13 protein-coding genes and 3 tRNA genes are annotated in these 15,252 nt (G+C 66.8%); all 16 read right to left on the reverse strand.

The window, feature by feature from the left end; all coding sequences use genetic code 11:
- Positions 1-90: 90 nt before the first annotated feature.
- Complete coding sequence (locus FHR38_RS32110; RefSeq protein ID WP_312882007.1) at positions 91-891, reverse strand: DUF4190 domain-containing protein; 801 nt, start codon at positions 889-891, stop codon at positions 91-93.
- A gap of 58 nt (positions 892-949) precedes the next feature.
- Positions 950-1,306 (reverse strand): hypothetical protein, encoded by a 357-nt coding sequence (locus FHR38_RS09790; protein WP_184539463.1) that lies wholly within the window; start codon positions 1,304-1,306, stop codon positions 950-952.
- 73 nt (positions 1,307-1,379) lie between these two features.
- Positions 1,380-5,267 carry a DNA-directed RNA polymerase subunit beta' gene (locus FHR38_RS09795; RefSeq protein ID WP_184534373.1) on the reverse strand — a complete coding sequence of 1,296 codons (3,888 nt, stop codon included), beginning with the start codon at positions 5,265-5,267 and terminating at the stop codon, positions 1,380-1,382.
- Between the two features lie 82 nt (positions 5,268-5,349).
- A complete protein-coding gene (gene rpoB, locus FHR38_RS09800; RefSeq protein WP_184534374.1) occupies positions 5,350-8,790 on the reverse strand; it encodes a DNA-directed RNA polymerase subunit beta in 3,441 nt (1,146 codons plus the stop codon).
- A gap of 540 nt (positions 8,791-9,330) precedes the next feature.
- Entirely contained in the window at positions 9,331-9,720 is a 390-nt protein-coding gene (gene rplL / locus FHR38_RS09805) for a 50S ribosomal protein L7/L12 (RefSeq protein WP_184534375.1), read from the reverse strand.
- Positions 9,721-9,780: 60 nt separating this feature from the next.
- Complete coding sequence (gene rplJ / locus FHR38_RS09810; RefSeq protein WP_184534376.1) at positions 9,781-10,326, reverse strand: 50S ribosomal protein L10; 546 nt, start codon at positions 10,324-10,326, stop codon at positions 9,781-9,783.
- A gap of 459 nt (positions 10,327-10,785) precedes the next feature.
- Positions 10,786-11,502, reverse strand: coding sequence for a 50S ribosomal protein L1 (gene rplA / locus FHR38_RS09815; RefSeq protein ID WP_184534377.1), 717 nt, complete (start codon positions 11,500-11,502; stop codon positions 10,786-10,788).
- A gap of 82 nt (positions 11,503-11,584) precedes the next feature.
- Positions 11,585-12,019 carry a 50S ribosomal protein L11 gene (gene rplK / locus FHR38_RS09820; RefSeq protein WP_184534378.1) on the reverse strand — a complete coding sequence of 145 codons (435 nt, stop codon included), beginning with the start codon at positions 12,017-12,019 and terminating at the stop codon, positions 11,585-11,587.
- Positions 12,020-12,190: 171 nt separating this feature from the next.
- The gene (gene nusG, locus FHR38_RS09825) at positions 12,191-12,910 is read right to left on the reverse strand and encodes a transcription termination/antitermination protein NusG (protein ID WP_184534379.1); all 720 of its coding nucleotides are present in this window, start codon (positions 12,908-12,910) and stop codon (positions 12,191-12,193) included.
- 38 nt (positions 12,911-12,948) lie between these two features.
- Positions 12,949-13,353 (reverse strand): preprotein translocase subunit SecE, encoded by a 405-nt coding sequence (gene secE, locus FHR38_RS09830; protein WP_184534380.1) that lies wholly within the window; start codon positions 13,351-13,353, stop codon positions 12,949-12,951.
- Positions 13,354-13,473: 120 nt separating this feature from the next.
- Positions 13,474-13,546: transfer RNA gene (locus FHR38_RS09835), tRNA-Trp, on the reverse strand.
- 186 nt (positions 13,547-13,732) lie between these two features.
- On the reverse strand, positions 13,733-14,125 hold the full coding sequence (locus FHR38_RS09840) for a MaoC family dehydratase (protein ID WP_184534381.1): 393 nt from the start codon (positions 14,123-14,125) through the stop codon (positions 13,733-13,735).
- Positions 14,126-14,127: 2 nt separating this feature from the next.
- Positions 14,128-14,574, reverse strand: a complete 447-nt coding sequence (locus FHR38_RS09845) for a MaoC family dehydratase N-terminal domain-containing protein (protein WP_184534382.1) — start codon at positions 14,572-14,574, stop codon at positions 14,128-14,130.
- Between the two features lie 115 nt (positions 14,575-14,689).
- Positions 14,690-14,857, reverse strand: a complete 168-nt coding sequence (gene rpmG, locus FHR38_RS09850; protein WP_046567246.1) for a 50S ribosomal protein L33 — start codon at positions 14,855-14,857, stop codon at positions 14,690-14,692.
- A 130-nt stretch (positions 14,858-14,987) separates the two neighbouring features.
- Positions 14,988-15,060, reverse strand: a tRNA-Met gene (locus tag FHR38_RS09855).
- A 27-nt stretch (positions 15,061-15,087) separates the two neighbouring features.
- Positions 15,088-15,160: transfer RNA gene (locus tag FHR38_RS09860), tRNA-Thr, on the reverse strand.
- Between the last annotated feature and the right edge of the window lie 92 nt (positions 15,161-15,252).

Here is a 15,252-nt window from a genome sequence, read left to right on the forward strand (position 1 = left end):
CCCGCTCTGCCGTCCTACCCGCAGTGAGCGACTCCGGTAAACCAGTCTACCGGGACTCCCTTAGCGCGGACTCAGCGCCCCTGGCGGCAGTCAAGCCGCCTGAAGAAGCAGCGCGAGCAGGAACGCGAGCACCGTCACGCCGAGTCCCGTACCGCCACAACTCAGGCCGGCGATCGCCAGTCCCCGGCCCCGGAACCGGATCGCTGACGGTGATGCCACGCGCCGGATCTGTCTCAGGCCGAGCAGGCCGAGCACGATCGCCGCGCCTCCAGAGAGCACCCCGAGCAGCGCGAAGGCACCGGCCGCCCAGGCTCCCCAGCCCTCGGCCGCACCGGCCAGACCGAAACACACCACCAGAAACGAGACGAGTACGGAGGCGATCCCGGCCACCAACGCGCCGATCGCCAGCCCGGAGACCATCGGCGGCACTTCGAGGTGCACCGTGCCGAACGGCGTACCCGGGACCGTCTCCACCCGACGCGGAGCATGCCACGCTTCACGCGGTGGCGGCGGCACCCAGCTCGGACCCGGTCGGCCGGCCCCTACCTCCGATCCCCCGCCACCGGGCACCGGCCCCAGGCCGCCCGCTGGCGGGTCACCTGCCACTGACGGTAGGTAACCCCCGGCCGGATGTGACCCCGGCAGCGAGGGATGCTGCCCCGGGCCCACCGACGGCAGGGCCACATTCTCCGCCGCCGGCCCTGCCGGGTTCGGTCCGCCGGGCTCCGGCACGGTCGACCTCTCGGGTGCCATCTCGGTTGTCGGCACCCGTGCCGGGTCGGTCGGCAGCCCGTAGGTCGGAACGTGGTAGTCGGGTTGCGAGTGCTCGGGGGCCTCCGGTGGCCGGCTGTCCCGGTCGTCCGCCGGCGATGGCTGCGCCTCTTCCGTCACGAACGTCCCCCTCTGACCGCCACCGCGATGAGTACCCGGGTCAGGCTACCGCCGCCGACTAGTCGACAGACGGCCCGAAGTCCTGCCCACCGGGGTTTTCCGCCAGGTTCACCACGCCGAAGACCGCCGCGACCACCACTGTGGTGGTGGCCAATGTGACAGCGGCCCAGGCCAGCCGCTCACCACGGCGGAGCCAGACCGCCCCGGTGAGGTAACCACCCGAGGCGTACGCATCCCGCCGGGCCTGTCGGGCGAGCAGCAGCGCGAGGGTAGCCGGCACGATCCCACCCACCAGTAGCCCGGTCAGGACGGCCACCACCCCCAGGGCGAACACCGTACGGGACTTGCTCGACCGGACCGGGTCCGGGTCGAGCGGATGACGTAAGGGCTGGCCGGGAACGGTCACCGGCATCATCTCCACCCGGTCAGCCTACAAAGACGCCAGGCGCCCCACACCTCGTCGGTGTGGGGCGCCTGGCGTCGTTTGCCTAGCGGTACGACCCGAAGTCGAAGTCGTCCAGCGGCACTGCCTGGCCGCTGGCCGGCCCGAACCCGTAGTCGGTCTCCGGGTATCCGGTCATCGAGTAGACCTTGGCCTTAGCCTCCTCGGTCGGCTCCACCCGGACGTTGCGGTACTTGCTGATGCCCGTACCGGCCGGGATGAGCTTACCGATGATGACGTTCTCCTTCAGGCCGATCAGCGAGTCGCTGCGGGCGTGGATCGCCGCGTCCGTCAGCACTCGGGTGGTCTCCTGGAAGGAGGCCGCCGACAGCCACGAGTCCGTGGCCAGCGACGCCTTGGTGATACCCATCAGCTGCGGACGACCGGCGGCAGGCTCGCCACCCTCCGAGACGAGTCGACGGTTCTCCGACTCGAACAGCGCCCGGTCGACCAGCACACCCGGCAGGAACTCGGTCGAGCCGGAGTCGATCACCGTAACCCGCTTGAGCATCTGGCGGATGATGATCTCGATGTGCTTGTCGTGGATGAGCACACCCTGCGATCGGTAGACCTCCTGGACCTCCTGGGTCAGGTGGACCTGGACCGCCCGGGGGCCGAGGATCCGCAGCAGCTCGTGCGGGTCGATGGTCCCCTCGGTGAGCTTCTCGCCGACCTCGACGTGACCACCGTCGTGGGCACGAAGCCGTACCCGCTTGGAGATCTTGTCGTAGACGATCTCGTCGCTGCCGTCGTCCGGCACCACGATGATCTTCCGCGACCGCTCGCCGTCCTCGATCCGGACCCGGCCCGGAGTATCGGCGATCGGCGCCTTACCCTTGGGCACCCGCGCCTCGAAGATCTCCGTGACACGCGGCAGACCCTGCGTGATGTCCTCACCGGCGACACCACCGGTGTGGAACGTACGCATCGTCAGCTGGGTACCGGGCTCACCGATCGACTGGGCCGCGATGATGCCGACCGCCTCGCCGACGTCCACGGTCTTGCCGGTCGGCAGCGAACGGCCGTAGCAGGCCGCGCAGACGCCCAGCTTGGACTCGCAGGTGAGCACGCTGCGGACCCGGACCGTCTCGACCCCGGCCGCGACGAGCTTGTCGACCAGTACGGAGTTGAGGTCCGCACCCCGCTCGACCACAAGGTTGCCGTCGGCACCCTTGATGTCGTCGGCCAGAGTACGGGCGTGCACCCCGGTCTCGGCGTGCTCGTGCACCACCAGCTTGCCGTCAAGGTACTCGCCGACCTGCATCGGGATCGCACGGTCGGTGCCGCAGTCCTCTTCCCGGATGATCACGTCCTGCGAGACGTCGACCAGACGACGGGTCAGGTAACCCGAGTCGGCGGTACGCAGCGCGGTGTCGGCCAGACCCTTACGGGCACCGTGCGTGGAGATGAAGTACTCCAGTACGGACAGACCCTCCCGGTAGCTGGCCTTGATCGGCCGCGGGATGATCTCACCCTTGGGGTTGGCCACCAGACCACGGATCGCCGCGATCTGCCGGAGCTGGAGGAGGTTACCTCGGGCACCCGAGTTAATCATCTTCCACAGCGGGTTCTCCTGCGGAAGCGCGGTCTCCATCTCCTTGGCGATCTCGTTGGTCGCCTTGGTCCAGATCTCGATGAGTTCGCCGCGACGCTCCTCGGCGGTCATCAGACCCCGCTGGTACTGCTTGTCGATCCGGTCGGCTTCCTTCTCGTACCGGTCCAGGATCTCCGGCTTACGCGGAGGCGCGATGACGTCCTCCATGCCGATCGTCACGCCGGACCAGGTCGCCCAGTGGAAACCGGCCTCCTTGAGCCCGTCGAGGGTGGCGGCCAGCGCCACCTTCGGGAAGCGCTCGGCGAGGTCGTTGACGATCGCCGAGAGCTGACCCTTACGGATCTCGTAGTTAACGAACCGGTAGCCCTCCGGCAGGGTCTCGTTGAACAACACGCGACCGAGCGTGGTCTCCACGATCAGCGGCTCACCCGTGGTCCACCCCTCCGGGGCGGTCCACGGCTGGCTACCGGCACCGTTGTCCACGCCGATGACGTTGCGGAGCCGGATCTTCACCGGCGTCTGCAGGTGCAGCTCGCCAGCGTCGAAGGCCATCCGCGCCTCGGCGTCCGAGCTGAACGTCCGGCCCTCGCCGATGCCGCCCGGGGTGAGGTGCGTCAGGTGGTAGAGACCGATGACCATGTCCTGGGTGGGCATGGTGACCGGCTTGCCGTCAGCCGGCTTCAGGATGTTGTTCGACGACAGCATCAGGATCCGCGCCTCGGCCTGGGCCTCGGCGGAAAGCGGCACGTGCACCGCCATCTGGTCACCGTCGAAGTCGGCGTTGAACGCGGTACAGACCAGCGGGTGGATCTGGATCGCCTTACCCTCGACCAGCTGCGGCTCGAAGGCCTGGATGCCCAGCCGGTGCAGGGTCGGTGCCCGGTTGAGCAGCACCGGGTGCTCCCCGATGACCTCTTCCAGCACGTCCCACACGACCGGCCGCTGCCGTTCGACCATCCGCTTGGCAGACTTGATGTTCTGGGCGTGGTTGAGGTCGACCAGCCGCTTCATCACGAACGGCTTGAACAGCTCCAGCGCCATCTGCTTGGGCAGGCCGCACTGGTGCAGCTTCAGCTTCGGGCCGACCACGATGACCGAACGGCCGGAGTAGTCGACACGCTTACCGAGCAGGTTCTGCCGGAACCGGCCCTGCTTGCCCTTGAGCATGTCGGAGAGCGACTTCAGCGGCCGGTTACCGGGGCCGGTGACCGGACGGCCACGGCGGCCGTTGTCGAACAACGCGTCGACGGCCTCCTGCAGCATCCGCTTCTCGTTGTTGACGATGATCTCCGGGGCGCCCAGGTCGATCAGGCGCTTGAGCCGGTTGTTGCGGTTGATGACCCGGCGGTAGAGGTCGTTCAGGTCCGAGGTCGCGAAGCGGCCACCGTCGAGCTGCACCATCGGACGCAGGTCCGGCGGGATGACCGGTACGCAGTCCAGCACCATGCCGAGCGGAGAGTTGCGGGTGTTCAGGAACGCCGCCACGACCTTCAGCCGCTTGAGCGCCCGGATCTTCCGCTGTCCCTTGCCGGAGCGGATGATCTCGCGGAGGTTGTTCGCCTCGGCGTCCAGGTCCATGTTCTGGACCAGTGCCTTGATCGCCTCGGCGCCCATCCCACCGGTGAAGTACTCACCGAACCGGTCGCGCAGCTCACGGTAGAGCAGCTCGTCGGTGACCAGCTGCTTCGGCTCCAGCTTGCGGAAGGTGTCGAGCACCTCGTCCAGCCGGTCGATCTCGCGCTGCGCCCGGTCGCGGATCTGGCGCATCTCGCGCTCGCCGCCTTCTTTGACCTTGCGCCGCACGTCGGCCTTGGCACCCTCGGCCTCCAGCTCGGCCAGATCGGCCTCAAGCTTGGCGGCCCGCTTCTCGATCTCGGAGTCGCGGCTGTTCTCGGCCTGGCGCTTCTCGGCCAGGATCTCGTTCTCCAGCGTCGACAGGTCGCGGTGACGCGCCTCGGCGTCCACGCTGGTGACCACGTACGACGCGAAGTAGATGATCTTTTCGAGATCCTTCGGTGCCAGGTCGAGCAGGTAGCCCAGCCGGCTCGGCACGCCCTTGAAGTACCAGATGTGCGTGACCGACGCGGCCAGCTCGATGTGGCCCATCCGCTCACGACGCACCTTGGAACGAGTCACCTCGACACCGCAGCGCTCGCAGATGATGCCCTTGAAGCGGACCCGCTTGTACTTACCGCAGTAGCACTCCCAGTCCCGCTGCGGACCGAAGATCTTCTCGCAGAAGAGCCCGTCCTTTTCCGGCTTCAGGGTGCGGTAGTTGATCGTCTCGGGCTTCTTGACCTCACCGTGCGACCACTGCCGGATATCGTCCGCGGTGGCCAGCCCGATGCGGAGCTCGTCGAAGAAATTGACGTCGAGCACTTGGTCCTATCCCTCTTCGTTGCTCGGTTGGGTTCTAGGTCCGACGGGTGTCCGGGGTGGTGACCCACCCCGGACACGCCCGCTAAATTTCGTCGACGCTGCTCACGCCTTCGTTCGGGCGCCGGGACAGGTCGATGCCGAGTTCCTCCGCGGCCCGGAAAACCTCGTCGTCGGTCTCGCGCATCTCCAGGGCTACGCCGTCGCTGGAGAGCACCTCGACGTTGAGGCACAGCGACTGCAGCTCCTTGAGCAGCACCTTGAACGACTCCGGGATGCCCGGCTCGGGGATGTTCTCGCCCTTGACGATCGCCTCGTAGACCTTGACTCGGCCCAGGACGTCGTCGGACTTGATCGTCAGCAGCTCCTGCAGGGCGTACGCGGCGCCGTACGCCTGCATCGCCCAGCACTCCATCTCGCCGAACCGCTGGCCACCGAACTGCGCCTTACCACCCAGCGGCTGCTGCGTGATCATCGAGTACGGGCCGGTCGACCGCGCGTGGATCTTGTCGTCGACCAGGTGGTTCAGCTTGAGGATGTAGATGTAGCCGACCGCGATCGGGTCGGGCAGCGGCTCGCCGGAACGTCCGTCGAAGAGCTGCGCCTTGCCGCTCGCGCCGATCAACTGCTTGCCGTCCCGGTTGGGCAGGGTCGACGAGAGCAGCCCGGAGATCTCCGCCTCCTTGGCACCGTCGAAGACCGGCGTCGCCACGTTGGTGTCCGGCACCGACTCGTCGGCGTCGATCGCGCGCAGGGCCCGCTTCCACTCGGTGTCGTCGCCCTCGACCTTCCAACCGGTCTTGGCCACCCAACCGAGGTGGGTCTCCAGCACCTGACCGATGTTCATCCGGCTCGGCACACCGAGCGGGTTGAGCACGATGTCGACCGGCGTGCCATCCTCCAGGAACGGCATGTCCTCGACCGGCAGGATCTTGGAGATGACACCCTTGTTGCCGTGGCGGCCGGCGAGCTTGTCACCGTCCTGGATCTTCCGCTTCTGCGCGACGTAGACCCGGACCAGCTCGTTGACGCCCGGCGGCAGCTCGTCGCCGTCCTCCCGGGAGAACGTCCGGACTCCGATGACCGTGCCACTCTCACCGTGCGGCACCTTCAGCGAGGTGTCCCGGACCTCCCGCGCCTTCTCACCGAAGATCGCGCGGAGCAGCCGCTCCTCCGGGGTCAGCTCGGTCTCACCCTTGGGCGTGACCTTGCCGACCAGGATGTCGCCCGGTACGACCTCGGCACCGATCCGGATGATCCCCCGCTCGTCGAGGTCGGCGAGCATCTCCTCGCTGACGTTCGGGATGTCGCGGGTGATCTCTTCCGGGCCGAGCTTGGTGTCGCGAGCGTCGACCTCATGCTCCTCGATGTGGATCGAGGTGAGGGCGTCCTGCTGCACGAGGCGCTGCGACAGGATGATCGCGTCCTCGTAGTTGTGGCCCTCCCACGGCATGAACGCCACGAGAAGGTTGCGCCCGAGCGCCATCTCGCCCTCGTCGGTGCACGGACCGTCGGCGATGACCTGACCGGCCTCGACGCGGTCGCCCTCGAAGACGACCGGCTTCTGGTTGACGCAGGAGCCGGCGTTGGAGCGGCGGAACTTGTGCAGCAGGTAGGTACGCCGGTGGCCGTCGTCCTGGTGCACCGTCACGTAGTCGGCGCACAGATCCTCGACCACACCGCCGACCTCGGCGACGACCACGTCGCCCGCGTCGACCGCGGCCCGGTATTCCATGCCGGTACCGACCAGCGGCGACTCCGCCTTGACCAGCGGCACCGCCTGACGCTGCATGTTCGCGCCCATCAGAGCCCGGTTGGCGTCGTCGTGCTCAAGGAACGGAATCATGGCGGTCGCGACCGACACCATCTGGCGCGGCGAGACGTCCATGTAGTCGACCGCCGTGGGGGCCACGAAGTCGACCTCACCGCCCTTCCGGCGAACCAGGACCCGGTCCTCGGCGAAGTGACCATCGCTCTTCAGCGGGGCGTTGGCCTGCGCCTTGACGAACCGGTCCTCCTCGTCGGCGGTCAGGTAGTCGATCTGGTCGGTGACCCGGCCGTCGACGACCTTCCGGTACGGCGTCTCGATGAAGCCGAACGGGTTGACCCGCGCGAAGGTGGAGAGCGCGCCGATCAGACCGATGTTCGGGCCTTCCGGCGTCTCGATCGGGCACATCCGGCCGTAGTGGGACGGGTGCACGTCACGGACCTCGAAGCCGGCCCGCTCCCGGGACAGACCGCCCGGGCCGAGCGCGCTCAACCGGCGCCGGTGGGTCAGACCCGCCAACGGGTTGGTCTGGTCCATGAACTGGGACAGCTGGGACGTACCGAAGAACTCCTTGATCGCCGCCACCACGGGGCGGATGTTGATCAGGGTCTGCGGCGTGATCGCCTCGACGTCCTGGGTGGTCATCCGCTCGCGGACGACCCGCTCCATCCGGGACAGACCGACCCGGACCTGGTTCTGAATCAGCTCGCCCACGGTACGCAACCGACGGTTACCGAAGTGGTCGATGTCGTCCGCCTCGTAGCCCTCCTCACCGGCGTGTAGCCGGCAGAGGTATTCCACGGTGGCGACGATGTCGTCCTCGGTCAGCGTGCCGGTGGTGATCGGGACGCCGACTTCGAGTTTCTTGTTGAACTTGTAACGACCGACCTTGGCGACGTCGTACCGCTTCGGGTTGAAGAAGAGGTTGTCGAGCAGGGTCTGGGCGTTCTCCCGCGTCGGCGGCTCACCCGGCCGCAGCTTGCGGTAGATGTCGAGCAGCGCCTCGTCCACCCCGGCGATGTGGTCCTTCTCCAGGGTGGTCATCATCAGCTCGGACCAGCCGAAGCGCTCGCGGATCTGCTCAGCGGTCCAACCGATGGCCTTGAGCAGTACGGTGACTGCCTGACGCCGCTTACGGTCGATACGGACACCGACGGTGTCGCGCTTGTCGATGTCGAACTCCAGCCAGGCACCCCGGCTCGGGATCACCTTGACGCTGGAGAGGTCGCGGTCGGAGGTCTTGTCCGGCTGCTTGTCGAAGTAGACGCCCGGAGACCGGACGAGCTGGCTTACCACTACGCGCTCGGTGCCGTTGATGATGAAGGTGCCCTTGGGCGTCATCATCGGGAAGTCGCCCATGAACACCGTCTGGCTCTTGATCTCACCAGTGGTGTTGTTGGTGAACTCCGCCGTCACGAACAGCGGGGCGCAGTAGGTCAGGTCCTTCTCCTTACACTCCTCGATCGAGGCCTTGACCTCGTCGAAGCGCGGTGCGGAGAAGGACAGGGACATAGTGCCGGAGAAGTCCTCAATGGGACTGATCTCGTCGAGGATCTCCGCGAGACCCGAGCGAGCGTGCGGGTCGTCAGCCGACCGGCCCTGCCAAGCCTCATTGCCGACCAGCCAGTCAAACGACTCGTTCTGGATGGCCAAGAGGTTGGGGACCTCGAGGTGTTCGGTGATCCTGCCGAACGAGATTCGGCGGGGAGCGAAAGCGCTCGACGTACGACTGGTCTTCGCAGGGCGGGAAGCTGCCAAGATGCGTCCTTCCGAGGACCGGTGCTGCAAAACGGCTGTTACGCGTGCACTCCAATGGCCCCACTCCAAATGCCAAGAAACGGACATTCCGAGCAGGGGCAAGTCGGAAGGCAGCGCAAACTAGCAGTGTAGCCGAGTGGCTAACCGCTGTCCAGCCCACCACCGCAGGACGCTGCGGAACGTGCCTCCAGGCACCCCGAAAGGGTGCTCCTGGGGCCGCTCGGAACGCGGCGTTTCCCACTGGGCCGCCTCGGCTGCGGCGGCGATGTCGCTGCCGTTGTGCATACCCAGGCGTTGGCCGTTGCAAGCGCGGAAGGTCTTGCTGGTCCAGCGTGCCTGTCGGTGAGGGCTCACGTCAAGGGCTGGCATTCGAGCGGAGACGTTGCTCCGCCTACGGTTTCCGCCGCCAACGGCCCACCGCAGGCCGCTGGGAAAGTACCAACGCCCTGATCATCGAGGGTGTCGGGAAGGCTCCACACAGCAACGCGGGCGGGGATCCGGCGCCGGATCCCCGCCCGCGTAGACGCGGTGTGCGTCAGGTCACTTGAGGGTGACCTTGGCGCCCTCGGCCTCGAGCTTGGCCTTGGCCTTGTCGGCGGTCTCCTTGTTGACCTTCTCCAGGACGGCCTTCGGCGCGCCCTCGACAACGTCCTTGGCCTCCTTCAGGCCCAGGCCGGTCAGCTCGCGCACGACCTTGATGACCTGGATCTTCTTGCCACCATCGGCCTCGAGGACGACGTCGAACTCGTCCTTCTCCGGCTCGGCCTCGGCAGCAGCGCCGCCGCCACCCGGAGCGGCCATCATCATCGCGGCCGGGGCCGCGGCGGTGACCTCGAAGGTCGTCTCGAACTGCTTCACGAACTCCGACAGCTCGATCAGCGTCATCTCCTTGAACGCGTCGAGCAGCTCGTCGGTGCTGAGCTTCGCCATATCTGGCGTCCTTTCCTGAATCTTCTGAAAAAGAATGATCCGGTGGCGCTGAGCCGGCCGTCAGGCCTGCTCCGCGCCCTCCTTCTCGCGCTTGTCCTGCAGGGCAGCCGCCAGGCGGGCGGTCTTGGACAGCGGCGCCTGGAACAGGGCCGCAGCCTTGCCCAGGTTGGCCTTCATCGCGCCAGCCAGCTTGGCCAGCAGCACCTCACGGGACTCGAGGTCGGCAAGCTTGGTGACCTCTGCCGCGGTGATGGCCTTGCCCTCGAAGACGCCACCCTTGATGACGAGCTTCGGGTTGGCCTTCGCAAACTCGCGCAGGCCCTTCGCCGCCTCGACGACATCGCCGGAGACGAAGGTCAGCGCGGTAGGACCGGTGAACAGCTCATCGAGGCCGTCGATACCAGCGTCCGCCGCGGCGCGCTTGGCCAGCGTGTTCTTGGTGACCGCGTAGGTCGTCTCCCGACCCAGCGAACGCCGCAGCTGGGTGAGCTGTGCGACCGTCAGGCCGCGGTACTCGGTCAGCACGGTGGCTTCCGAGCTACGAAATTGCTCGGTCAGCTCGGCAACGGCAGTGGCCTTGTCGGCCCGAACCGGCTTGTCCGCCATGTCCCTCCTCTCTCAATACTCCGGGCTGGTTACCGTCGGAGTCGGTAGTGAAGGAACCGGCACAACGAGAAACGCCCCGGCGCAGGGCGCACGGGGCGAACATGATCATAAATAAATGACCGGGTACGCTGACCGTTCCCCCTGCGCGGGCCGCCCGTCGAAACGGGACCTTCGCCCGTGCCGAAGCACGGTGACCAGCGGTCTTTGGTGGTTACGATGCTCGCCCAGCCAAAAAGGCCGGACGCAAGGAAGAGACTACGCGACGCCGAGCGCAACCACCAAATCGGTAGCGATCGGCCTCACCACCTCGCCACATTGCCCTCGGTGTGCGAGAAGTCCGAACCCGTCGCGCCCGGCGGCAGGGAAAACGATTCGGGGCACCCCCACGCAGCAAGGGAAACGATTCGGGGCACCCCGCCGCTTCGGCGAGGTGCCCCGGAAACCGGATCAGGTGGCTACTCAGGCCTCGGCCTGGCCCTCCCGCAGGTTCTTCACCAGGTTGGGGTCGACCGGCACACCCGGGCCCATCGTCGTGGTGAGGGTGACCTTCTTGAGGTACTTGCCCTTGGCCGCCGACGGCTTGACCCGCAGCACCTCTTCCAGCACTGCAGCGTAGTTGTCGACCAACTGGGTCTCCGAGAAGGAAGCCTTGCCGATGATCAGGTGCAGGTTGGAGTGCTTGTCCACCCGGAAGGTGATCTTTCCGCCCTTGATGTCGGAGACCGCCTTGGTGACGTCCATGGTCACCGTGCCGGTCTTCGGGTTCGGCATGAGACCGCGCGGGCCCAGGATCCGCGCGATCCGGCCAATCTTGGCCATCTGGTCGGGCGTGGCGATCGCCGCGTCAAAGTCGAGCCAGCCCTCCTGAATGCGGGCGACCAGCTCGTCGGTGCCGACGGCGTCCGCACCGGCAGCGGTGGCCTCCTCGGCCTTCGCGCCGGCCGCGAAGACGATCACGCGGGCGGTCTTACCGGTGCCGTGCGGCAGGTTGACCGTGCCACGGACCATCTGGTCCGCCTTACGTGGGTCGACGCCGAGGCGCATTGCGACCTCGACCGTGGCGTCGAACTTGGCGGTGGTGGTCTCCTTGGCGAGCTTGACCGCCTCGGCGGGGGTGTAGAGCTTGGACCGGTCGATGACCTCGACGGCCTTGCGGTAGTTCTTGCCGCGCTGCATATCTGGCTACTCCTGTGGTTTCTGGCGGGCCGCCTGGCGGCGTACCCTCCCACGATTTTGATCTTGGTCGTGCTCGGGGACGTTATTCCTTGACCGTGATGCCCATCGACCGGGCGGTGCCGGCGATGATCTTCTCGGCCTGCTCCACGTCGTTGGCGTTGAGGTCAGCCATCTTCTTCTCGGCGATCTCGCGCAACTGGGCGCGGGTCACCGAGCCGACCTTCTCGGCCTGCGGCACGCCGGAGCCCTTCTGCACGCCAGCAGCCTTGATCAGCAGCCGAGCGGCCGGCGGGGTCTTCAGCACGAAGGTGAAGGTCCGGTCCTCGTACACGCTGATCTCAGCGGGGACGATGTCACCACGCTGCGACTCGGTCTGCGCGTTGTACGACTTGCAGAACTCCATGATGTTCACGCCGTGCTGACCGAGCGCGGGACCGACCGGCGGGGCCGGAGTGGCCTGACCGGCCGGCAACTGAAGCGTGAACGTCTTGACGAGCTTCTTCTTCTTGGGAGGCATGTCTCTTCCTGGGCTTGAACTGGTGAATGAGCACCTGACTCGCTCGCAGGGCACGCACGGTCAGCGCGACCCACCGGGCGACGTTCTAGGCTAGCGCAGGCCAGCCCCGGCGAATGCGCCGAGGTCTCCGCCAAGCGCTCCGGTGATCAGATCCGGCCAGTGCTCCGGTGGTCAGATCCGGGCAACCTGGTTGAAGTTCAGCTCAACCGGCGTCTCCCGACCAAAGATCGACACCAGCACCTTCAGCTTCTGCTGGTCGGCGTTGATCTCGCTGATCGTGGCGGGCAGCGAGGCGAAGGCACCATCGGTGACCGTGACCGAGTCGCCGACCTCGAAGTCGAGAACCTTGATCTCCGGCTTCGCCTTCTTCTGTTCAGCGGTCTCCACCGCCGGGGCCAGCCACTTGAGAACCTCGTCCAGCGACAGCGGCGCCGGGCGGTCCGCCCGGTCGGTGGCACCGACGAACCCGGTGACGCCCGGCGTGTTACGCACGCAGGAGTAGGACTCCGGCGTCAGCTCCATCCGGACCAGGATGTAGCCCGGGAAGACCTTCGCCTGCACCTGGGAGCGCTTGCCGTTCTTGACCTCGACCTCTTCCCGGGTCGGCACCTCGACCTGGTAGATGAACTCTTCCATGTCGAGGCTGGTGATCCGAGTCTCAAGGTTGGTCTTCACCTTGTTCTCGTAACCGGCGTACGAGTGCACCACGAACCAGTCACCCGGCGCGTAGCGCAGCTTCTGGCGCAGCTCGGCGACCGGGTCGAAGGTCTCGTCCGGCTCAGCGGTTGCGGCATCCGGTTCGCTGGCGGCCTCGACCGACTCGTCACTCGCCGCCGTCGCCACCGCGGACTGCTCGTCCGCGTGTTCGGCGGTCTCGTCGTACTCAGGCACGCTCGCTCACTTCCGTCACTATCAGCTGGGTCAGCTCGTCAGCCGAAGACCCACAGCACACCCTTCGCGAATGCGAAGTCCAGTCCAGCCACGATCGCCAGCATCACGGCGACGAAGGTGACCACCACAGCGGTGTAGGTCAGCAATTCCTTGCGGGTCGGCCAAATGACCTTACGCAGCTCGCCCACTACCTCGCGGACGAACCGCCCCATCCGACCGAAGATTCCGACTCGGTCGGTCTCCGACTTGGCCTTGGACCGACTGTCGGCCGAATCGGCCTTGGTACGGGAACGGGTGGCGGTACCGCCGCGCGAAACCGGCTCCTTGGCGTCCTCTTCGATGGCGTCGTCGTCGATGGCGTCGTCGTCGATGGCGTCATCGATCGCCTCGTCGTCAAGGCGGTCGTCCGCGGCGTCCTCGCCGCGCCGGTTGCTCTCGGCCACTTCGCCCTCCGTCGCCGGTGGTTGATGCACGCATCGGTGGACGCGCGCGCTGCGCTGGTCTCACCATCCCGGAACGGGCCGGCCGAACTCCGACCCTCGGGACCGGTCAGGCCTAAGGCGCAGGGGTGACAGGACTTGAACCTGCAGCCTGCGGTTTTGGAGACCGCTGCTCTGCCAATTGAGCTACACCCCTGTGCGGAGAGCCGACCACTGCATCACGCGACGCGTGAGCAGGGGTCAGTTGCCCCACGGCGGACCAGTGTACGGGTAGAGGCACTACTTTCCCAACCGGTACGGCCACCGCGCGTCCGTAACGACCTTCGACGTGCTTCCGGCCTCACCCGTCACAGCGGTCACCGGGCCCGAGCCGGCCCGTTCCTCACACCGGTTGCCGGATCGTCGCCCGCGCCTGCGCCAGCACCTTCTCGCCACCGCAGGTCGCGGTGAGGTCGAGCTGGACCAGGCCCTCCCCGGTCGTTGAGCGGACCGTCGCCCGCACCTCGATCTCGGCACCCTGGTCGTCGTCCGGCACGACCACCGGACGGGTGAACCGGACGCCGTACTCGACGACCGCGTCCGGGGCACCGGCCCACTCGGTAACCGCCCTGCCCACCAGCGCCATGGTGAACATGCCGTGTGCGATCACGCCAGGCAGGCCGACGCGCGTGGCGGTCCGGTCGCTCCAGTGGATCGGGTTGAAGTCGCCCGAGGCGCCCGCGTAGCGGACCAGGTCGGCCCGGGTGACCCGGAACGTCTTGACCGGCAGTTCCATGGTCACTCCTCCCCGCGTACGACGAGCTTGGACCAAGCGGTGACCACCGGCTCGCCGGCGACCGTCGCGACCTCGGTCCGGGTGGTCAGGAAGCCGTGGCCACCGCGTGAGGTGATGTCCTCCACCGTGTTGACACAGACCAGTTCGTCGCCGGCCACGACCGGGCGGGTGTAGGCGAACCGCTGATCACCGTGTACCACCCGGCTGTAGTCCAGGCCGAGCGCTGGATCATCGATGATCTGCTGGCTGGCGGCCATGGTCAGCACGACGGGAAACGTGGGCGGGGCCACCACGTCGCGGTGCCCTAACGCCTGGGCGGCCGTCGGATCGTGGTGGGCGGGATCGGTAGCACCGATCGCGGTGGCGAACTCGCGGATCTTTTCCCGCCCCACCTGATAGGGGGCGGTCGGCGGATAGCTCCGGCCGATGAAGGACGGGTCCAAGGGCATGTCGCGAACCTACACGCAACGCAAGATCGCCGATTCGGTGGTGGACGTGGTGTCCGTACCGAATCGGCGATCTTTGCAGTTCGGGAGCCTGCCCCGGCTGTGCTGCCGGCTGAGATCAGCGGGTCTCGCGGTGCAGGGTGTGCTTGCCATCCCGGGGGCAGAACTTCTTCAGCTCAATGCGGTCCGGGTCGTTCCGGCGGTTCTTACGCGTGATGTAGTTGCGCTCCTTGCACTCCACACACGCCAAAGTGATCTTTGGACGGACATCGGTCGCCTTGGCCACGGCGGAGGGCCTTCCTCGCTAACGGATCAGCTACAACGCATCAGCGTAGACGCTAGTCACACGGACACGCAAAGTGGGCGTCTTGCGACGCCCGTCACTCCAGCCCCGGGATCTGCCCGGCGGTCGAGAGTAGCGGTGGCCGGACTTGAACCGGCGACACAACGATTATGAGCCGTTTGCTCTGCCATCTGAGCTACACCGCCGCAGGTGGGGTCCAGCTGAACCCGCAGAGCCCCCTTACGGAATCGAACCGTAGACCTTCTCCTTACCATGGAGACGCTCTGCCGACTGAGCTAAGGGGGCTTGCGCGATCTCCCGGAGGCCGCGCAGAGGTAAGAGTACACGGCACCCCGCCAGAGGTGAAATCAGATCCCGCACAGGTCTTCGACCAGGGA

Source organism: Micromonospora polyrhachis (assembly GCF_014203835.1).
In the GTDB taxonomy this organism is placed as follows: Bacteria; Actinomycetota; Actinomycetes; order Mycobacteriales; family Micromonosporaceae; genus Micromonospora_H; species Micromonospora_H polyrhachis.